The organism is Sulfurimonas autotrophica DSM 16294 (assembly GCF_000147355.1).
GTDB lineage: Bacteria > Campylobacterota > Campylobacteria > Campylobacterales > Sulfurimonadaceae > Sulfurimonas > Sulfurimonas autotrophica.
In genome coordinates, this window is record NC_014506.1 from 1,457,548 (window position 1) to 1,478,954 (window position 21,407).

At 34.3% G+C, this 21,407-nt stretch carries 20 protein-coding genes; 10 read left to right on the forward strand and 10 right to left on the reverse strand.

Features of this window, described 5'->3' with window-relative positions; all coding sequences use genetic code 11:
* The 10 genes from lpxA (at window position 1) to SAUT_RS07505 (ending at window position 10,552) form a co-directional block, all read left to right on the forward strand.
* Window positions 1–786 (forward strand): acyl-ACP--UDP-N-acetylglucosamine O-acyltransferase, encoded by a 786-nt coding sequence (lpxA, locus tag SAUT_RS07460; RefSeq protein ID WP_013327275.1) that lies wholly within the window; start codon window positions 1–3, stop codon window positions 784–786.
* Window positions 783–2,027 carry an ATP-dependent Clp protease ATP-binding subunit ClpX gene (clpX, locus tag SAUT_RS07465; protein ID WP_013327276.1) on the forward strand — a complete coding sequence of 415 codons (1,245 nt, stop codon included), beginning with the start codon at window positions 783–785 and terminating at the stop codon, window positions 2,025–2,027. The genes lpxA and clpX overlap by 4 nt, the downstream gene beginning before the upstream one ends.
* Before the next feature lie 10 nt (window positions 2,028–2,037).
* Window positions 2,038–3,075, forward strand: coding sequence for a rod shape-determining protein (locus SAUT_RS07470; protein WP_013327277.1), 1,038 nt, complete (start codon window positions 2,038–2,040; stop codon window positions 3,073–3,075).
* Window positions 3,068–3,829: a rod shape-determining protein MreC gene (mreC, locus tag SAUT_RS07475; RefSeq protein WP_013327278.1), complete on the forward strand. Its 762-nt coding sequence runs from the start codon at window positions 3,068–3,070 to the stop codon at window positions 3,827–3,829. The genes SAUT_RS07470 and mreC overlap by 8 nt, the downstream gene beginning before the upstream one ends.
* Window positions 3,826–4,575, forward strand: coding sequence for a MipA/OmpV family protein (locus tag SAUT_RS07480; protein ID WP_013327279.1), 750 nt, complete (start codon window positions 3,826–3,828; stop codon window positions 4,573–4,575). The genes mreC and SAUT_RS07480 overlap by 4 nt, the downstream gene beginning before the upstream one ends.
* An 81-nt stretch (window positions 4,576–4,656) precedes the next feature.
* On the forward strand, window positions 4,657–7,914 hold the full coding sequence (carB, locus tag SAUT_RS07485; protein WP_013327280.1) for a carbamoyl-phosphate synthase large subunit: 3,258 nt from the start codon (window positions 4,657–4,659) through the stop codon (window positions 7,912–7,914).
* The gene (locus SAUT_RS07490) at window positions 7,875–8,348 is read left to right on the forward strand and encodes a Sua5/YciO/YrdC/YwlC family protein (protein WP_013327281.1); all 474 of its coding nucleotides are present in this window, start codon (window positions 7,875–7,877) and stop codon (window positions 8,346–8,348) included. The genes carB and SAUT_RS07490 overlap by 40 nt, the downstream gene beginning before the upstream one ends.
* Window positions 8,345–8,791: a hypothetical protein gene (locus tag SAUT_RS07495; RefSeq protein WP_013327282.1), complete on the forward strand. Its 447-nt coding sequence runs from the start codon at window positions 8,345–8,347 to the stop codon at window positions 8,789–8,791. Before SAUT_RS07490 ends, SAUT_RS07495 begins: the two co-directional genes overlap by 4 nt.
* Entirely contained in the window at window positions 8,792–9,370 is a 579-nt protein-coding gene (locus SAUT_RS07500) for a Cj0371 family chemotaxis-regulating polar lipoprotein (protein WP_013327283.1), read from the forward strand. It abuts the gene before it with no gap.
* Between the two features lie 3 nt (window positions 9,371–9,373).
* A complete protein-coding gene (locus tag SAUT_RS07505) occupies window positions 9,374–10,552 on the forward strand; it encodes a glutathionylspermidine synthase family protein (protein WP_013327284.1) in 1,179 nt (392 codons plus the stop codon).
* Between the two features lie 145 nt (window positions 10,553–10,697).
* On the opposite strand, the gene SAUT_RS07510 is transcribed toward SAUT_RS07505, so the two are convergent.
* The 10 genes from SAUT_RS07510 to SAUT_RS07560 form a co-directional block, all read right to left on the reverse strand.
* Complete coding sequence (locus SAUT_RS07510) at window positions 10,698–10,946, reverse strand: ComEA family DNA-binding protein (RefSeq protein WP_013327285.1); 249 nt, start codon at window positions 10,944–10,946, stop codon at window positions 10,698–10,700.
* A gap of 167 nt (window positions 10,947–11,113) precedes the next feature.
* Window positions 11,114–12,847, reverse strand: coding sequence for a polysaccharide biosynthesis protein (locus tag SAUT_RS07515; RefSeq protein WP_013327286.1), 1,734 nt, complete (start codon window positions 12,845–12,847; stop codon window positions 11,114–11,116).
* A gap of 164 nt (window positions 12,848–13,011) precedes the next feature.
* The gene (locus tag SAUT_RS07520; protein WP_013327287.1) at window positions 13,012–13,971 is read right to left on the reverse strand and encodes an MraY family glycosyltransferase; all 960 of its coding nucleotides are present in this window, start codon (window positions 13,969–13,971) and stop codon (window positions 13,012–13,014) included.
* Entirely contained in the window at window positions 13,968–14,837 is an 870-nt protein-coding gene (locus tag SAUT_RS07525; RefSeq protein ID WP_013327288.1) for an NAD-dependent epimerase/dehydratase family protein, read from the reverse strand. Before SAUT_RS07525 ends, SAUT_RS07520 begins: the two co-directional genes overlap by 4 nt.
* Window positions 14,834–16,048, reverse strand: coding sequence for a glycosyltransferase family 4 protein (locus SAUT_RS07530; protein WP_013327289.1), 1,215 nt, complete (start codon window positions 16,046–16,048; stop codon window positions 14,834–14,836). Before SAUT_RS07530 ends, SAUT_RS07525 begins: the two co-directional genes overlap by 4 nt.
* Entirely contained in the window at window positions 16,045–16,920 is an 876-nt protein-coding gene (locus SAUT_RS07535) for a dTDP-4-dehydrorhamnose reductase family protein (RefSeq protein ID WP_013327290.1), read from the reverse strand. Before SAUT_RS07535 ends, SAUT_RS07530 begins: the two co-directional genes overlap by 4 nt.
* A 3-nt stretch (window positions 16,921–16,923) precedes the next feature.
* Window positions 16,924–18,051 carry a non-hydrolyzing UDP-N-acetylglucosamine 2-epimerase gene (wecB, locus tag SAUT_RS07540; protein ID WP_013327291.1) on the reverse strand — a complete coding sequence of 376 codons (1,128 nt, stop codon included), beginning with the start codon at window positions 18,049–18,051 and terminating at the stop codon, window positions 16,924–16,926.
* 12 nt (window positions 18,052–18,063) lie between these two features.
* Window positions 18,064–19,083, reverse strand: coding sequence for a polysaccharide biosynthesis protein (locus SAUT_RS07545; protein ID WP_013327292.1), 1,020 nt, complete (start codon window positions 19,081–19,083; stop codon window positions 18,064–18,066).
* Window positions 19,070–20,221, reverse strand: coding sequence for a glycosyltransferase (locus SAUT_RS07550; protein ID WP_013327293.1), 1,152 nt, complete (start codon window positions 20,219–20,221; stop codon window positions 19,070–19,072). The genes SAUT_RS07545 and SAUT_RS07550 overlap by 14 nt, the downstream gene beginning before the upstream one ends.
* Window positions 20,222–20,473: 252 nt before the next feature.
* Window positions 20,474–21,154 (reverse strand): hypothetical protein, encoded by a 681-nt coding sequence (locus SAUT_RS07560; protein ID WP_169302256.1) that lies wholly within the window; start codon window positions 21,152–21,154, stop codon window positions 20,474–20,476.
* Window positions 21,155–21,407 lie beyond the last annotated feature (253 nt).

A 21,407-nucleotide genomic window follows, 5' to 3' on the forward strand; every position in this document is an offset into this window, starting at 1 on the left:
TTGTCTCAAATATCTAAATTAGCCGTCATCCAAGACGGCGCAGTTATCGGTCAAAATGTTACAATTGGACCATTTTGTTTTATATCAAGTGAAGCGAGCATTGGTGATGGAACCACTATAGATGCGAACAGCTGTGTTTACGGAAAAACTACAATCGGCAAAAACAACAAAATTTTTTCGCATGCAGTTATCGGTTCAATTCCGCAAGATTTGAAATTCAACGGCGAAGATGTTGAACTCATAATCGGTGACAACAATACTATCCGTGAATTTACTCTTTTTAATCCGGGCACAAAAGGCGGCGGTGGTAAAACTATCATCGGTAATGAGAACCTCTTTATGGGTTATGTCCACCTGGGACATGATGTTATCATCGGCAATCACTGTATTTTGGCAAATGCCGCAACACTTGCCGGACATGTTGAATTGGGTAATTATGTCGTTATCGGAGGCATGACACCGGTACATCAATTTGTACATGTGGGTGATTATGCTATGGTAGGCGGAGCCTCTGCATTAGCACAGGATGTTCCTCCATTTTGTATGGCTGAAGGAAACCGTGCTTCACTTCGAGGGCTGAACTTAACAGGGCTGAGAAGACATTTAGAACGTGATGATATTAATGCACTCAAATCAGCATATAGAGAGCTTTTTGAATCAGGCAAACCACTCAAAGATACGGCAAGCGAATTGCTTGAAAATTCAGACAACCATTATGTAACAGACTTATGTAACTTTGTCATTAAAACAAAACGCGGAATTCCGTTTGAAAGGAAAAATATATGATACACAGACATTGCAGCTTTTGCGATGCAAGCGAAAGCGAACAAAACCCCTTAATAGCAGGCAACGGTGTTTACATTTGTAAAAACTGTGTTGTATCTGCTTATAAAATAATGTTTGGTGATGAAAAAGAGCTGGCAAAAGAAGACAATAGCGAACTTGTTAATGCAGTACACAAACTAATGACACCAAAAGAGCTTGATGCTTTCTTGGGTGAATATATTATTGGTCAAGAACGTGCAAGAAAACTTTTAAGTGTTGCTGTTTACAATCACTACAAACGTATATTTAAAATGCACAATGCCGCTGATGATGATACAGAGATTGCAAAATCAAATATTTTGCTTATCGGACCCACAGGAAGTGGTAAAACACTTATGGCACAAACTATTGCGAGAGTTTTAAATGTACCAATCGCAATTGCGGATGCAACAAGTCTTACAGAGGCCGGTTATGTTGGTGAAGATGTTGAAAATATTTTAACAAAACTTATTCAGGCAGCTGATGGCGATGTAGAACGTGCTCAAAAAGGTATCATTTTCCTTGATGAAGTAGACAAAGTATCACGTATGAGTGAAAACCGTTCTATTACCCGTGATGTTTCAGGTGAAGGTGTCCAACAGGCCCTCTTAAAAATCATAGAAGGTTCTTCTGTAAATATTCCGCCAAAAGGTGGAAGAAAACATCCAAATCAAGAATTTACTGCCATTGATACAACAAATATTTTATTTATCTGCGGTGGCGCATTTGATGGTCTTGAAGAGATACTCAAGCGCAAACAGGGTGAAAATGTTCTTGGTTTCGGGCATGACAAAAAAACAAAAGATGAAAAAAAACCTACTTTTGATATGGTTGAGCCTGATGATTTAGTTCATTATGGACTTATTCCGGAGCTTGTCGGACGTCTGCCGATTATCGCTTCACTCAATGAAATCACTGAAGATGACATGGTTCGCATATTGACTGAACCTAAAAATTCACTCGTAAAGCAGTATAAAAAACTTTTTGCCATTGATGAAGTTGAGCTAAACTTTGAAGAAGATGCACTTCGTGCCATTGCACAAAAAGCGATTAAGCGTAAAACAGGTGCCCGCGGTCTTCGTGCAATTTTAGAAGAAAGTATGATAGATATCATGTATGAACTTCCTGAATACAGCGGTTATGAAGTCATGATTACAAAAGAGGTCATCGAGAATGGTGAAAAACCTGTTTACATTAAAAAAACTACACAAAAAACAGCATAAGGCACAATAAATGATATTTAATAAAATAGTCGGACTTTTTTCAAATGACCTCTCAATCGACTTGGGAACTGCTAATACAATCGTTATAGCAAAAGGACGTGGAATCATCATCAACGAGCCCTCAGTTGTTGCTGTAAAAACTGAAAAGTACGGCCAGCAACGTGTCTTGGCAGTCGGGCATGAAGCAAAAGAAATGGTAGGAAAAACACCTGGAAACATCAAAGCAATCCGTCCTATGCGTGATGGTGTTATTGCCGATTTTGATATGACAGAAAAAATGATACGTAAGTTCATTGAAAAAGCACATGGAAGAAGCTCTTTAATTTCTCCTCGTATTATTATTTGTGTGCCTTACGGGCTTACGCAGGTTGAGAGAAAAGCGGTTCGTGAATCTGCTTTAAGTGCCGGAGCACGTGAAGTCTTCCTAATAGAAGAGCCTATGGCTGCAGCTATCGGTGCGGGTGTTGACATTCGTGAACCTCAGGGTAATCTTGTAGTAGACATCGGTGGTGGTACCACTGAAATCGGTGTTGTTTCTCTTGGCGGCCTTGTACTCTCAAAGTCAATTCGTACAGCCGGAGATAAAATTGATCAAGGCATCGTCAACTATGTAAGAAAAAAATACAATCTGCTAATCGGTGAGAGAGTTGCCGAAGAGATTAAAATTAATATAGGAACTGCTGTATCACTTGACCAGGATCTTACAATGGTTGTCAACGGACGCGACCAGGTAGAAGGACTGTTAAGCTCTGTTGAACTTACAAGTGAAGATGCAAGAGATGCGATGAAAGAGCCACTCAAAGAAGTTGCAGAAGCACTTCGGGACGTCTTGGAGCAAATGCCGCCTGATTTAGCCGGTGATATCGTAAATCACGGTATTATTTTAACAGGAGGCGGTGCTTTAATTCGCCAGCTGGACAAATATCTCTCAGACATCGTAAGAATACCTGTTTTTGTAGCAGATGAACCACTTTTAGCGGTTGCACGCGGGACAGGAAGAGCTTTAGAAGAGATAGACCTTCTACAAGAACTTTTTGAGAATGAATAAAAAGTCATTTAGCTATTTTTTCATTATTATGGCACTCTTTGTGGGTGCCCTGTACTACAACAACCTTATTCAGTCCCCGATTATTTCAGCACTTAATTCCATCAAATCAAGCTACCTTAACACTCTAGAATTTTTTGAAAATAAAATAGACAAGCATATATTTCAAGCCCAAGAGATAGAAAATTTAAAAAATCAACTTCAAAAATATGAAAATAATCATCTTGTTATGCAGCAACTGGCTTCTGAACTTAACGACATATATAAAGAAAATAATTCTTCATTAAAAACAAATCCTAACGTAGAACTTGTTCGTGCTGTATCCTATGAAAAATTTGGTAATTTAAACAGGCTTTGGATGGATATACCTGATTATAATGCCTCTAAAATTTACGGCTTAACCTATAAAGAACTAGTAGCCGGAATCGTTATAGATAAAAACAACAAACCGCTTGCGCTCCTAAATTCCGATATAAAAAGTGCCTATTCTGTATATGTAGGTGAAAAAAAAGCACCGGGCATTGCACATGGGAATAATGCAAAAAATATAGTCATAAACTTTATACCGGCATGGTTTAATATTAAACAAGGGGATGAAGTGCTAACATCAGGACTGGACAACATCTTTTTTAAAGGGCTTAAAGTCGGAAAAATAATTTCTGTTACAAAGTCTCAAGGCTATCAGAATGCTGTAGTTGAACAGTATTACAAGGCGAATGAACCAAGTTATTTTCACATGATAAGGAGTGTAAAATGAAATATATCGTAATTTTAATGTTGCTGTTTTTTAATCTTGCAGCAGACCAAAGCAAACAAAAACTGACAATCGGTGCAGGGCCCTATTTTCAAAGTGAACCCTATAAAGGTGCTTCAACTCTGGTATTGCCTTCACCGGTAATCTTTTTTGACAACTCTATCGTTTATGCAAGATGGAGCAGATTTGGTGTCTACTTTTTAGGGGATAAAAAAGAGGATTATTCTTGGGGGTTTTCCTTAACTGTGCAGCCTCGTACGCTAGGCTATAAAGCATCAGACTCAGACTATTTAAAAGGAATGAGTGATAAAGATTCAACGCTGGAGGGTGGACTTGCTTTTAGTGCCGGCTATAAAAATTCTACCTACATTGAGGTTATGCTCTTAGCAGATGTATTGAACAAATATAATTCCTGGGTAAGCAGAGTTGAAGTTGGTGATGAGTTCAAAGCAGGTAATTTTACTTTTTATCCGAGTGTTCTTGTTTTATATCAGCCTAAAAAATTTGTTGATTACTATTATGGCGTCAAAAATTCAGAAGCAACACTCAATCGTCCTGCTTACTCTCCAAATGGAGGCTTTGAATTTGGAGTTCAAACATATGTAAAATATCCGCTGACAAAGAAATTATCAGCATTTTTCAACATAAGAGCAGACAAAATTCCAAACAGTGCGTATAACAGTCCTCTGGTAAACAACAGATTTATTTACTCAGGGCTTGCTTCAGTAATATATACTTTTGAATACTAAAGCCGTTTAAGCTAAACTGCTATTAAGTGCCTTTTGGCTATAATCTCTAAATTTTTATATACAATTTTCAAGAGGTAACAAATGCCAAAACGCACCGACATAAAAACTATTTTACTTATAGGTTCTGGTCCGATTATTATCGGTCAGGCTTGTGAGTTTGACTACTCTGGAACGCAAGCTGTTAAAACTTTAAAAGAATTGGGTTACCGTGTTATTCTTATAAATTCAAACCCGGCTACCATTATGACAGATCCTGAGTTTGCAGACAGAACATACATAGAACCTATCAAAGAAGATGTCATAGCAAAAATCATAAAAGATGAAAATGTAGATGCTGTTTTACCAACTATGGGTGGACAGACAGCACTTAATGTCGCTATGAGTATGTATGAAAAGGGTATGCTTGAGGGAATAGAGTTTTTAGGTGCAAAACCCGAAGCAATCAATAAAGGTGAAGACAGACAGCTTTTTAATGAAGCAATGACTAAAATCGGTATGGATTTACCAAAAAGTAGAAATGCTTACAGCGTTGAAGAGGCTATAGAAGTTGTAAAAGAGATTGGTTTTCCAGTAATTTCCAGAGCTTCATTCACACTCGCCGGTGGCGGTTCAGGTGTAGCTTATAACATGGAAGAGTTCAAAAAACTAGCCCAAGAAGGAATCTCTGCTTCACCAGTCAATGAAATTGAAATCATGGAATCTATGCTCGGCTGGAAAGAGTATGAGATGGAAGTTATCCGCGACAAAGCAGACAACTGCATCATCGTATGTTCTATTGAAAACTTTGACCCTATGGGTGTTCATACGGGAGACTCTATTACAGTTGCTCCGGCCCTTACATTGACAGACAAAGAGTACCAAAGAATGCGTGATGCCTCTTTTGCGATTTTACGTGAAGTCGGTGTGGACACAGGCGGTTCAAACGTACAATTTTCTATTGACCCTAAAACAGGACGCATGATTGTTATTGAGATGAATCCTCGTGTTTCACGCTCGTCTGCACTTGCATCAAAAGCTACTGGGTATCCAATTGCCAAAGTTGCAACACTTTTAGCTGTCGGATTTACGCTTGATGAGATTGAAAATGACATCACAGGAACACCCGCTGCGTTTGAGCCGGTTATTGATTATGTTGTAACAAAAATACCTCGTTTTACATTTGAAAAGTTCCCTGAAGCACAAAGCACATTAAGTACATCTATGAAATCAGTCGGTGAAGTTATGGCAATCGGTCGTACTTTTAAAGAATCAGTTCAAAAAGCACTCTGTTCACTTGAAACAGGGCTTTGCGGTTTTGATGATATTGATGCAGACACAGAATTTGTAAAACATGAAATCCGTCGCCCCAATGCTGACAGGATCCTTTATGTAGCAGAAGGTTTTAGACGCGGTATGAGCGTTAAAGATATGTTTGACACATGCCAAATCGATCCATGGTTTTTATACCAAATGCAAGAGATGATAGAACTCGAATCAAAAATAACTGCGGATATTTTAACAGATGCCGATTTTATGCGCCGTGTTAAAGTTGATGGTTTTTCAGACAAAAGAATTGCCCAGCTTATCGCAAAAAACTCAAATAAAACAATCAAAGAAGATGAAATTTATGCAGCAAGAAAGAGCTTACATGTAAGCCTGGAATTTAATGAAGTTGACACTTGTGCAGCTGAATTTGAGGCACTCACTCCGTATCTTTATTCAACAACAAACATTACAAAACTGCCAAATGTCACAAACAGACAAAGTGACAAGAAAAAAGTACTCATTTTAGGCGGCGGACCGAATAGAATCGGACAGGGAATTGAGTTTGATTACTGTTGTGTACATGCTGCATTTGCACTTAAAGAGATGGGTATAGAGACTATTATGTATAACTGTAACCCTGAAACAGTATCTACTGACTATGACACATCTGATGTTCTTTATTTTGAGCCTATTGATTTTGAACATGTAAGAGAAGTAATAGAAAATGAAAATCCTGATGGAATCATAGTTCATTTTGGAGGACAGACTCCACTTAAACTAGCCGATTCACTCACAAAAATCGGTGCTAAAATTTCTGGAACACCATCGTCTGTAATTGATTTGGCAGAAGACAGAGAGCAGTTTTCAGATTTTGTAAAAGCACATAATCTCAAACAACCTGCAAATGGTCTTGCCCGTACAAAAGAAGAATCATATGTCATAGCAAATAAACTAGGCTACCCTGTTCTTGTTCGCCCATCTTTCGTTCTTGGCGGTCGAGGTATGCGCATAGTTTATTCTGAAGATGAACTTCGCCAGTACATGGACTTGGCAATTTCTGTTTCAAATGAAGCACCTGTTTTAATTGACAAATTTTTAGATCAGGCTATTGAACTTGATGTTGATTGTATCTGTGACGGCACTGATGTTTACATTGGTTCTGTTATGCAACATATCGAAGAGGCAGGTATTCACTCGGGAGACAGTGCCTGTTCATTACCTCCAATGAATCTAAGCAAAGAGATGATAGAAAAAGTAGAACAGCAGACAAAAGTTATTGCTCTTGGTCTTGGTGTACGAGGACTGATGAATGTTCAATATGCAATTTATCAAGATGAAATTTATCTTATAGAGGTAAATCCTCGTGCATCTCGTACTGTTCCTTTTGTTTCAAAAGCAACCGGTATGCCTCTTGCGAAAGTAGCAACACGTGTTATGATGGGTGAAACACTTAGAAGTGCCCTTGAGTATTATGATAAATATAATATTGTAGAGGAGCATAACGGTCTGCTTCGCCCTCGCCTAAAAGGTCATGTATCTGTTAAAGAGGCGGTTTTTCCTTTTCACAAACTTTATGGAGCTGATTTAGTTTTAAGCCCTGAGATGAAATCAACAGGCGAAGTGATGGGAATCAGCAAAAGTTTTGGTATCAGTTTTGCAAAAGCACAACTCAGTGCAGGCAATAAAATTCCGACAAGTGGAACATGTTTTCTCTCTTTTGTAGATACAGACAAAAAATATGCTCCTGAAATAGCTAAGGGCCTACTAGAGCATGGATTTAAACTCGTTGCTACAAAAGGAACACAAAAAGCTATAGAAGATGCAGGCATAGATTGTGAAGTTGTACTAAAAATCTCTGAAGGCCGTCCAAACATCGAAGACAGCATGAAAAATGATGAAATATCTATGGCAATCAATACATCAGATAACAATACATCTAAAAAAGATGCTGTTGTCATTCGTCAAGAGGTACTCAAAAGAAATATTCCTTACTTTACCACACTCAGCGCAGCAAGAGCCTTAATACTCGCTCTTGATGAAATGGAAGATGAAAAATGGTCAAGTTCAACAGCACTTCAAGACTTTCTAATATAGATACAAAAGTTATACTGACACAAACCGACACTACTGTCGGTTTTTTGTCACAAGATGCCCTAAAATTATGTGACATTAAATCCCGCCAGCCATCAAAACCATTTATAAAAGTTTATAAAAATTTTAAAGCCCTCAAACAAGACAAAAAAAGAGTGCCAAACGCTCAAAAAAACCTCGTCAGACGACTAAAAAAAACAACATTTATAGTAAAAAACTTTTCTTTTAGAGTTGCCAACGATTCATCACACTCATCTTTTTTAAGAGAAATACAATGGAAATATTCTACTTCAGCCAACGAAAGCGGAAAAAACTTTTCAAGAATTTTTTGTGAAGAAAAAGCTGATATAATAGTGGAAGATAAAAACAAACTCTTTGAAGGCAAAGCTTCAAAACTTTACAAAATAAACAACAAAAAGATAAAGAGGTTACGATGAGTAAGCTAATACAGGCACTACTGAGCGGCATGTTTTTTACATTTATACTAGATTTTTTCGTGATATTGGGCGTAAAGCTGAACTATATTGAATTGTATGATATACATGTATACTATAATATTTTATTTGCAGACCATCAAAATCTATTTCTATTTCTATTTTTTACCGTCATTATTGGATATTTGATAATATATGCAAACACAAAAACGGCTCTCATTGTTGTTGGCTCGCTGTTTGTACTCTCTTTTTCTACACTCATTCCGCCTATTGGAAAAGCAGTTGGTGAAATGATGTTGATGAAAAAAGATGTCACACTTAAAACTGATAAATTTTCATATCATGGAAATATTTACTATGACGGCAGAAAAACAATCACATTTTACGATAATGAACTAAAAAAAGTTATAATTCTAAATAAAAATAAAATTCAAGGTCAATACTAAATGAAACATATTTCTTCAATTGCCAGCGGAGTTGCGTTAGGAACTGCCGGTGTTTTAATGATGAGTACACTTACAGGGTGCGAGCAAAAGCAACAAGAAGCACAAAATAAATTTTTGGTTATAGAACAACAACCAAATGGAAAATATAAAGTTGTAGAAGAGATGCCGACAGAAGGTCCTTCTCGTGCAATTATCAGAGAGCATGATGCAGATGGCAGAGTCACAGAACGCTTTATGAATGAAGAAGAGATGAAAAAGTTAGCCCAGCAAGAGTATCAAAAAGTAGAAAACGGCACAAGTGAAACGCTCCAAGACAATTCAGGAAGTGCCGGTATGGGTCTTGCCGGCACCATTCTAGCCGTTGCAGCCGGAAGTTTACTGGGAAATATGATAGGTAATGCTCTTATGAACAACAAAAACTTTTCAAGAAACTCAAGTAGTGTAAACAGAAGTGCGTACAGTCGTTCAGCAGCAGGCAAAGCAGCAAGAAGTTCTTCAAGCAGCAGAAAAAGTTTCTTTGGAGGAAGTTCAAGAAGCTCAAGTTATAGTAAATCCAGCGGCGGATTTTTCGGCGGATAAAATATGATAACCACACAAAAACTAAACCCGATAGATGATGAAACCCTAGAAGAAATAGGCTTTACCTGGCATACGGATACTGATGGCAGCAAGTATGTAAGTGATGAACTTGTAGAAGTTACACAAGAAGAGGCAGAGGCCTACTATGAAGCGACAAATGCCATCTACGACATGTATGTAGAGGCTGCCGAATATGTCATAAACAACAACCTCTTTTTCGATTTAGGCATCCCATTTAATCTCATAGAAACAATCAAAAAAAGCTGGGAGAATGATGTACATTGGCATATTTACAGCCGTTTTGACTTAGCTGGTGGTGTTGATGGACAAGATATTAAACTTATAGAATTTAATGCCGACACGCCTACAGCACTCTTTGAAACTGCTCTGCTTCAATGGGCAATTTTAAAATCAAACAACATGGATGAAGAACATCAATTTAACAATGTTTATGAAGCTATAAGTGAAAACTTCAAAAAGCTCATCACTCTTTTTGATGATACGGACAAATTTGAAGAGCTTTATGACGGCTGGAAAATACTTTTTTCTTCTGTTGAGGGTAATGATGAAGAGGAAGCGACAACCAAACTGCTGCAACAAATGGCAACAGATGCCGGATTTGTAACAAAATTTGAATTTTTGCAAAATGTACGCTTTGATGAAGATGGCATATACAATACAGATGATATAAACTATGAGTACTGGTTTAAACTCTACCCGTGGGAAGATATAGCAGTTGATGAACCCGAACTCGCAACTACACTCACAAATATTATTCAAAATCAAAAAGCCATCATTTTAAATCCGGCATATACGTTACTTTTTCAGTCCAAAGGAATGATGGCAGTTTTATATGAGCTCTTTCCGGACTCTCCATATCTGCTAAAAACATCATTTGAACCGCTCAAAGGCGTAAAACAAGTTGAAAAACCGGTCTTTGGAAGAGAAGGTGCAAACACAAAAATAATTGATGCAGATGACACTGTAATAACACAAACACAAGGGCCATATGACAATTATAAAAAAGTATACCAAGAGTATGTAGAGTTTCCTAAAGATGTCCATGGCGCAAAATACCAACCAGGTGTATTTTTCGCCTATGAAGCCTGTGGATTAAGTTTTCGAAAAGGCGGGAATATTTTGGATAACATGAGTAAGTTTGTAGGACATGTATTAGTCTAAATTATCCCAGACTTCAGTCTGGACTGTGTATCTTCAAAGCCTCAAAGGCAAGGTTGAAACCTTGCTTCCTAAAGAATAAAAACAACTTTTCTCGGAACCAAAACTTCAGTCTGGGCTAATATACTTTAAAGCCTAAGTAAATTCTTTACTTCTTACAAGCACCCACAGTCAATTCACTCTTATTTTTCTCTATAAACTTAGGACCAATCCCTTTTACATTCGTAAGTGATACAACACTTTTAAAACAATCATGCCCTCTATATGCCAAAATAGCATCAGCTTTTTTAGTACCGATCCCTTTTAAACTCATCAACTCACTTTTATTTGCATTGTTAATATCAACAGCACCAAACATAAAACTAAACCCCATAACCAACATAGCTAAAATCTTCATTTTAACCCCTTTTTTTAAGATGGAATTAGTATACAATAAAAATAAATATTTTATAATTTTCATTGCAAATTGTCATAAATTTGTAATTTAAGATGAATGATGTTACTTTATGAAACCTAAAGCTGCTCTAAACAATATATCTTTAATCCTGATGTTCTAAACCTAAGCTACTTGTTTGTCTGGTGATTAAACTCAGGCACAATCTCTTTAAGTTTTTTCAGCTTGTCTTTACATGTAAGTAGTTCTTCTATATCTTGGTTTAATTTTTTCAAGTTATATGCTGTCGGTTGTGCCACTGTTATAGATTCATATTCCGTTTGTACGTCGCTGTCATCTATTAGCAGTTCCTCATAGAGTTTTTCACCGGGACGTAAGCCGCTAAACTCTATTTTGATGTCTTCTCTCCCACTTAGTTCTATCATCTTTTTTGCCAAATCAACTATTTTGATAGGCTCTCCCATATCAAGTATAAATATCTCGCCGCCCGTTCCTATAGCTCCGGCTTGAAGCACCAGTTCACACGCTTCAGGAATCAGCATAAAGTAGCGGGTAATGTCGGGATGTGTCACAGTAATATTTTGCCCGTTTTGAATTTGAGATTTAAACTTCGGTATTACACTTCCACTACTTCCTAGCACATTTCCAAATCGAACAGCCACGATGTCCGTGCCCTGCCCGTTAGAATTTTGTGCATACAACTCACAAATACGCTTTGTTGTTCCCATAACATTTGTAGGGCGTACTGCTTTGTCTGTTGAAATCATTACAAATTTTTGCACACCATACTTTATGGATGTATCTATGACATTTTTCGTACCCACTACATTGTTCAATATACCTTCATAAATGTTCGATTCAACCAAAGGTACATGCTTGTACGCAGCAGCATGAATGACAAGATCCGGCTGATACTTTGCAAAAGTCTCATCCAAATGCTCTACATTTATAACACTCTGCATAACAGGCTCAACATCCACATTTTTCAATTCTTCCAAAATAGCGTAAAGATTATATTCGCTGTGATCCAAAAGTATCAGTTTTCTTGCTCCATACTTTTCACACTGTCTGCATATCTCACTCCCGATGCTTCCACCTGCACCAGTTACTAAAACAGTTTTATCTTTTATGAACTCTTCAATCTTGTTTTTGTCCAAATCCTTGGGATTACGCGCAAGTAAATTTTCTACAGAGATGTTTTTAAGCTGTGTGGAAAAATCTTTATCTTTAAGTATCTCATCCATAGAAGGAAGGATTTTTATCTCTTGAAAATAAGCCGAGAGGTCTTCATATATCTCTTTTATTCTCTCTTTTGGAGCAGAAGGCATGGCAATTACCAGCAAATTAAACTTTTTTTCATTTCCTATGATTTTTTTGAGTTTTTGTTTAGAAAGTACAGCCACAGAATCAATGGAGCGCCCCTGAATAATCTTATTGTCATCCACAAAATAGTTCACTTTATATTCCGTATTTGCAAACTCGCTCTCAAGTTTTATACCGGCCTTTCCTGCTCCGTAAATCACAACAGACTTCGTCTTTTTCACATCATTTCTGTTTATAATATAGTAGTAAAAGTACATTAAAAAATTGATTGCAAAAATATATAAAAAAAGTTCAGAAACAAAAAACGAAATAGAAATCTTTCCATAATACAGTGGCATATACACTACAAATGCAATAACATATACAATACTCTTAATTAAAAATGTTTTTTGCGATGCCTTCGACCAAGAAAGTGAATAATCTTTAAGTATAAAAGCAGATGCCAACATACGTATAAATATAACACTAATAACAACCGTAAAATCAAATGGTATATGAAATATAAAAAAAGTCCACACGAACGTTATAAAACTTAAAACAATTATGACTAAAAAATTTAGTATTCGTTTATCTATATTCATTTTCTTCCTATAAAATTGTATTTATAATTATAGCAGTATTAACGAAAAAATCAGTCCAGAATAAATTCCGGGTTCCGGAAAAAATCCAATGTTCTTCGGAAGCAATGTTTTCAAACGCTAAAGCGTGACTTAGAAAAAAACTAAATTTTTTTCTGTAACCTTTCCTAAAAGCCCTTTTTCCCATCAACATACCTTACAACACCATAAAGCAGCACAACTGACAAAACAAACGCAACAAACACATTCGAAATAAAATAAACCAACCCAAACAACACAGCATTCACACCCATTGCAGATATGACAACCTTATCATGCGCCCATCCACTTTGATTCAATCGTTGATACGCATGCTTTCTATGAGCCTGTGATAATTTTTCATCATTTCTATAACGCCTAAAAAGTGTCAAAGTCGCATCAAACCAAAACAGCCCAAAAAGTATTAACCATATCCATAGATTTGCAGCATCTTGATTTGCATAATATATTGTAAAAATTGCAACAGTATAACCAAGTAAAGTACTGCCGACATCCCCCATAAATATCTTCGCCCTGTGCCAGTTCCAAACTAAAAAACCAAGTACCGCAAAAACTAAAACCAGAAAATGTGCCCCACCGAAAAGTATAAACCCGGCAAGCCCTAGAAATACAGCCTCACTTCCGGCATACCCATCAATGCCATCAAGGAAGTTATAAAGATTTATAAACCAAATAATCATAAAAAAAGCAAAAACATTTGTAATTATTGGACTCTCTATAGTAAAGAAAAAAAGATCCAAACGCTCAAAACCACCTAAAAAGTAAAGCCCAAAAGTTGCGACCAAAGCCTGCGTAAGCAAACGAACTTTAGCACTCAGTTCATACAGGTCATCTATATAACTCACAACTGCAAGTAGTGCACCAGCCATCAAAGCATAGTAAAAAGAGCTATCTATGGAATGGGCAAAAAACAAATAAGAAATTCCGATAAACCAAGTAACAGCTACAGCAATTCCTCCACCATGAGGCGTAGGTGCGGAGTGAGAACTTCTCTCATTTACCTCTGCAACCAATGACTTTTTAATAGCATAGTTTTTTATAAAGTATGTTAAAACAAAAGAGAGCAAAAATAAAGCAACATATATCATCTATCTTCTCCACTTATCATAAACCCAACTCCATCCTCAATACTATAAGGAAGCGATGCTTTAGCTTCGCCAAAAAGTCTTGTCAAAGTGTCATGATTATCAACTTCTAAACTCCCAAACAATCTTTTATGAAAAGAAGGTTTAACAACCTTCAAAAAACTCTCAAAAAACGGCACCCGAATCAAATAAACTTTCTTACCCAACGCATTAGCAATAAGCGCTACCAACTCCGTAGTAGAAAAAGCCCTCTCATCAGCCGTAAGAAAAACACCACTTAACTGCTTTTCAATGATAGTATCCATAAAAAAACAAAGATTCCCCACATAAACCATACTTCTTTTGTTTTGAATATCTCCAAAAGGTAAAACAGAAACTTTTTGAACTAAACCAATCAAGTTTTTAATATTAGCTTTTACCCCATATCCATATACTATCGGTGTTCTTATAATGCTTACTTTAAAACTCTCATCTTCAAGCTTTTGTAATTCAAGTTCTGCTTTTAATTTACTTTTTCCGTATTCATCTTCTGGTTTACATGTAGTCTTCTCACGGTAAGCACTATTAGTTTCTTCTCCATACACTTTTACACTGCTCATAAACACAAACTGCTTTACACCAGAAGCTTTAGCTTTATTAGCAAGTTCCACACTTTGAGTCACATTTATACGTTCATACTCAGTGGATTCGGCTCCACCCATCTGATGCACAAGGGCGGATAAATGCACAATAGTATCTATGCCATTCAGATCTAAATTTTCAAAATCATCATGTAAAAATGAAAATGTTTCAATGTTATACTTGTCAGCATATTTCTCTATAAAATATTTCCCCACAAATCCACTTGAACCCGTAACTAATAAATTCACACAGACTCCTTAGTCAGTAAATCAAATAAAGAATCAATGATTTTTGCTTTATTAAAAGTTGTTTGTGTGAGCAATTCACAGTTCTTTGTAAATGCCTCTATGCTTTTTTTATCACTCTCAATCGCTTTAGTAAAAATATTTTTTATTTCACTGAAATCATTCGGCTTTGCACAAAATCCCAAATTATTCTCTTTAATGATGTCAGCAGCATCGCCATTTATAATTGCCAATATAGGCTTATTAGCTGCGATGTAGGTTTGTACTTTTGCAGGTACGGTTAACGAAAATATTGGCTTGTCAATTAAAGAGACAATCAAAAAATCACTTGCAGAAAAATATCTGTACATTTCATTTCTCGGTTTTCTTCCCCAAAAAACTATATTTTTAAAGTTATTTTTCTCAACTAACTTTTTTAACTCTTCTAAATGAGACCCATCCCCTATTATATTCAGTTGAGATTTATCCAACAAAGGAGCATCTAAACTTCCAAAAGCCTTTATAACATTATCTAGGTTCTGAACTTTTCCTATATTTCCAGCAAATGTAAAATGCACCTTTTCATCTTCACTAAATTCAAACTTTTCTAAATCTTTATTAAATTCATCTGCCCAGTTTGGCAGATACTCGATGATTTTACTATCTTCTACATAAGGCTGGACTTTTTTAATAAAACCTTTTCCTGAAACTGCGAGACTGGAGCTATTTTTGTAAACAGATCTCACAAAAGCATCTAAAATAGTCTTTAAAAATTTTCTCTTTTTAAATCCATAAGCATAAACACTGTCCGGCCATACATCTTGTACCCATAAAGTAACTTTTTTACCGTAAAACCTTTTAAGTACCACAGCCGGTACCATTCCCGTTAAAGCCCCAACATCAAACCCAAAGACATAATCATACTTTTTACCGATTTTCAAACTTACAAAACTGCCCAAAACCATAAAAGTAAAATACTTCAAAAGCTTTTTAAATAAACTCTCTCTGTACCCGGTAACTGCCTTCACCCTGTATACATTCACACCATGATACTCTGCATGAGAAAACCATCTATTTTCATAGCCATCAAATATTTTTCCAACAGGATATGTAGGATTTTGAGTTAATACATCAACATCATAACCTTTTTCTTTCCAAGCTAGTACTATTTCATTGATTTTAAACTCTTCAGGGTGAAAATACTCGGTAACTATCAGAATTTTTTTATTTTTCAATCTTTCAATCCAATATCATATTGTTTATAATAATTTTTATTTTCTCTTATCAAATCAACCATATCTCTAATCATCATTTCATAACTAGGAATTTTATAATTGATTTCTTTTCTTGTATCAACAAAATTTTTATCTACCTGCTTTCCATCAACAGCTACAATCTCAATATTTTTTTGTGTATACTTTTTAAATAGATTAAGTAACTCATATTTATTGATAGAATCATTATTTGTAATGTGATATAAGCCTGTTATATCATTCTCCACAGCCCATTTAACAGCTTTGGCAAGCTCAAGTGTAGTGACACCCGACCAGATAGCTTTTGTAAATCCATTTATTGTTCCTTTTTGGTTCATAAACCAATGAAACAGTTCTTCTCCATCTTCTTTTAACTCTGGACCTACTACTGAAGTACGAAGAGTAAGATGTTTATCATCTATTATTTCACCTAAACCTTTTGTTTTTGCATAAGTATCTTTACCATCTTTTTCATCACTCTCAACATAAGGCTCTTTTTTATTTCCTGAAAAAACACAATCAGTCGAGATATGTATCAGTTTTGCGTCTAGTTCACCTGCCAATCGAGCTAATCTATGAGGCATATACGCATTTATAAAAATTGCATTTTCAGGATTTTCATTTGCTCCATTAATAAGTATGCCAATACAGTTAACAATATAGTCTGGTTTTAAACTTTTAATAATGTTTAGAAAGTTATTTTCATCTCTCACATCTACTAATATCGTATCGTCTTGCAATTTTTTTCTATATGACATATTAAATAATTCATAATCACTATTTAACTTTAAATAATTATATATTTGATGGCCTATTAAACCTGTAGAACCTAAAACTAAAACTTTTTTTTTCAAAATCTAAATTTCCTTATGCCAAACTGTCCTATTAACATAATCAGTATATGACAATATTATTCTTAATATTTTTTTCGATACATTATCTACCTCATAATCTTTAACTGGATGTATAGCTCGTGGATTTTCTAAGTTATGCTTCGTTACAACTTCTACAGCTTCTATAACTCTAATTTTATTAAGTCCAGACATAATTACGGTAGTCTCATCCATGCCTTCAGGTCTTTCATGAGCTTGTCTTATTGTAACAGCTGGTAAATTTAAAATTGAACCTTCTTCGGCTATTGTACCGCTATCTGAAATAACACAAAAAGCATTCATTTGAAGATTGTTATACTCATGAAATCCATAAGGCTTCGAAAATCTTATTAAAGGATTCTTATCTTCGTATCCAATCTCTTCTAGTTTTTTTCGAGTTCTTGGATGTGTAGATATAATAATAGGCATTGTATATTTCTTCGTTAATTCTGCAATTGAATCTAAAAGATCGTTAAAGTTTTTGGGAGAATCAACATTCTCTTCTCTATGAATACTCATTACTATATACTCTTTAGGATTTAGCTTCTCTTTTTGTAGAATATCACTGGATAAAATCTTCTCCATATTTGCATTTAAAACCTCCATCATAGGTGAACCAGTTTTTATCACCGTTTCAGGCTTAATGCCTTCAGCTATTAAATAATCTCTTGCTTGTTCCGAAAGCGGTAAATTAATATCACTTAAATGATCTACGATTTTCCTATTTATCTCTTCAGGAACTCTCTGATCAAAACATCTATTTCCAGCTTCCATATGAAAAATAGGTATTTTTCTTTTTTTAGCAGGAATAACACTTAAACAACTATTTGTATCTCCATATATTAAAAGAGCATCAGGTTGTAAATCTGCAAATAATTCATCTGCCTTGGCAATGATATCTCCAATAGTTTCAGATGGAGTACCTTTTACAGCTTCCAAAAAATAATCTGGTGTTCGCACACCTAATTGTTCAAAAAATAATTCATTAAGCTCATAATCATAGTTTTGTCCGGTATGAACAATAATATGCTCTGTAAATTTATCTAACTCTTTCATTACCTGACTTAATTTAATTATCTCTGGTCTTGTTCCTACAATCGTCATAACTTTCATAAATCTATTCTCCTATTTCACCTTAAAATATTTTAAATCTGATTGAATCTCTCTTAAATTCATAAGCATCTCTTTCATCTCTTCTTCATTCAATTGTTTTGTATTATGTGAATGGTAATCTTCTGCCTCAGTAATAACTTCGCCTTTAACAAAATACTTGTTATAGTTTAAATCTCTACTGTCAGATGGAATTCTGTAGTAATCGCCCATATCGACAGCATTGACCATCTCTTCTCTTGTAAGCAGTGTTTCATAAAGCTTCTCACCATGTCTGGTGCCTATTATGTTCACTACATGTTCAGGCTTGTCGAGAAGGCTTGTCAAAGCATTTGCCAAGAGTTCAATAGTTGCAGCCGGTGCTTTTTGCACAAAGATGTCACCGTTCTCTCCATTTTTAAAGGCAAACATTACCAAATCTACTGCATCATCCAAACTCATCATAAATCGAGTCATATTTGGATCTGTAATGGTAATAGGTTCATTGTTTTTTATCTGCTTTATAAAGAGAGGTATGACCGAGCCGCGGCTTGCCATAACATTGCCATATCTTGTACAGCAAATTGTAGTTTCTTTTCCAAGGTTTCTTGCTTTTGCAACAGCCACTTTTTCCATCATCGCTTTACTAATTCCCATTGCGTTTATAGGGTAAACTGCTTTATCGGTACTTAGTACTATAACTTTTTCCACATTGTGTTTTATAGCAGTATTTAAAACATTCTCAGTACCTACAACATTTGTAGCCACTGCCTGCATAGGGTAAAACTCACAAGATGGCACCTGCTTTAATGCCGCTGCGTGAAAAAGAAAATCTACTCCTCTCATAGCATCTTCAAGAGAGTTTACATCACGAACATCACCTATATAAAATTTTAGTTTATCATTGTTGTATTTTTTACGCATATCATCTTGTTTTAATTCATCACGAGAAAAAATTCTAATCTCTTTAATATCCGTATCTAAAAAATTACGAAGCACAGCATTCCCAAATGAACCTGTTCCCCCAGTAATTAATAATATTTTATTTTTGAACATCTTTTTCCTTTAAAATTTCATCAAATATATCTACAACACTCTTATATTTAGTTTTTTCATTTTTTATTAAGTATCTTTGATTGCTAAGAATTATATCTTTTATATTGTTATTATCTAATAAAACAATCTCCTTCACAGTATCAAGAAAAGAGTCAATATCAGACAATTTATAAGTTGGCATATTTCTGCCATAAACACTTTTTGCATAAGCTTCTTCAGGACTTATCGCTAATACTCCATTTTGGACTGCTTCTACTACATGTAATCCTAGTGTTTCTATAATAGAAGTAGATACTAAGATAGTACTATTTGTAAATATATTCTCAGCTTCTTCTTTTGTGTTGACATATCCTAAAAAGTTTGTTTTTGAATCAAGTTTTTTACTCCAAACTGAAGAGTTGTTAAGTTGTTCTTTTGTAAGTGTAACTGTTATTTGAAAGTTCAAATCATATTGTTCTAATTGAATCATAGCATTTGTAAAATCTATAAAATTTTTATGTATATATTCAAAATGTGGTCCAACTATATATAAAAAATTTACTTTTTTTGTAAAATCATACTGTTTTGGATGCTTAAACATATCATTCGATACGTTTATATCGCTTTTTACATAAAAATTTTTATTTGTAATATCTATATAATCTGATAAATAATCTTTTACATGATTTGATTGTATTTCAAACAAAGAAGCTTGATTAATCATTAATTTAAATATTAATCTTTTCAAAAAGATTTGTTTCAGCCATAAAATAAATTGTTTTTTTTGTTTATACTTACAATCAAGTTTCTTAGAATAAAATAATAAATTTTGAATTTTAATCAGTTGTGGTATTTTTAAAAAAAATTGAGCAGAGCCTGAAAAGTTGTAAACTAGATCAATATGATTTCTATCTATTATCTTTTTAAAAATTATATTTTCATAATAAAGTCTATACAAAAAACCTCTTGTTTTAATAACTTGAAAGATCAAATAATTTGTGTTTTGATATTTCTCTATCAGTATTCTAATATTTTTATTATCATTGCATACTATATAGTACTTACTATTTTTATTTTTAAGACACTCTAGTAAAACTTTTTCAAGTACAGTTATGCCACCTGAATCTTGAATACCTAATGCGTTTATTAATATTTTCATTTTAAACTTTCTTAATTTTAATTAATTTGAATATTAATAAAAAACTAAATGTAAAAAACATTGATTTTAACAAGTTTATAGGCATCAATCCAAATTGAGCTACTGCATTTGCCAAATACATTCCGATAACAGATGCCAATAATGCAGATTTATACCATAGATACAAATAATACTCTAGTAATAACATCACTAAAGACAAAAAAAGCATTCCAAAATATACAAATAATAAAGAACCTGTGTAGTATAAAAATGTCATACTGCCATTAAACCTTCAAGACCAATCCATCTATCTACTGCCAAATGTAACACTTTATTTAAAGCACCTGAAAGAGAAGCACCTGAAAAATAATATCCTCTTAATAGTGTTACATAATGTATAACAAAGAGATACAGTAGTGCAACAAATAAGATATAAATAACTAACTTACTAATACTTAGATTATTTAAATTTTTATAATTAAACAATAAAAATACAATAACAGAACCCAGCATAAAAACATATTGACCTCGACTCAATAAACCAACGGAAGTAATAGCGACAATAAAAGCAAAAAAAACTAAATACTTCATCTTTAAGATATTTTTAAATTTTATATCTAAACTAAACAATACTAATAGTAATACTGAAAAGCCAGTTCCAAGTATCCAATAAACAATTGCGTTTAATGGATATAAAAGGATAGTTTTTGATACTATTCCTGATAATTGAATTTGATAAGCTATATTTAAATATACAAGTGTTAATGTAGTAATTAATATAATTATATATATGGGTAATCTATATGTTTCATAAAAATTATATATTGCAGGTTTTTCAAATATATAATTTTCATAAATATATATTGTTGACTTCAACTTGATTAGTCTATAGATTATATTTGAGCTAATAACACCAAATACCCCTATTGTAGCAATAATCAACACATCATCCATATTAGCATTAGAAGTATAAAATGAACCAATAGGTTCTACGTAACTATAGTCAAATATTAAATGTAAAGTCAATTTAAGCCACATACCTAGAAATAAAAAAATACTTAAAAATACATAACTATATGATATTGGTCTATATAAAGCACTGAATAATAAAGAAAAATAAATTACTGTAAATATTGTGTATAAAAATTTCGATTCAGAATATAATATCATACCATAGACATATAAAACAATTAAGATACTGTATAGA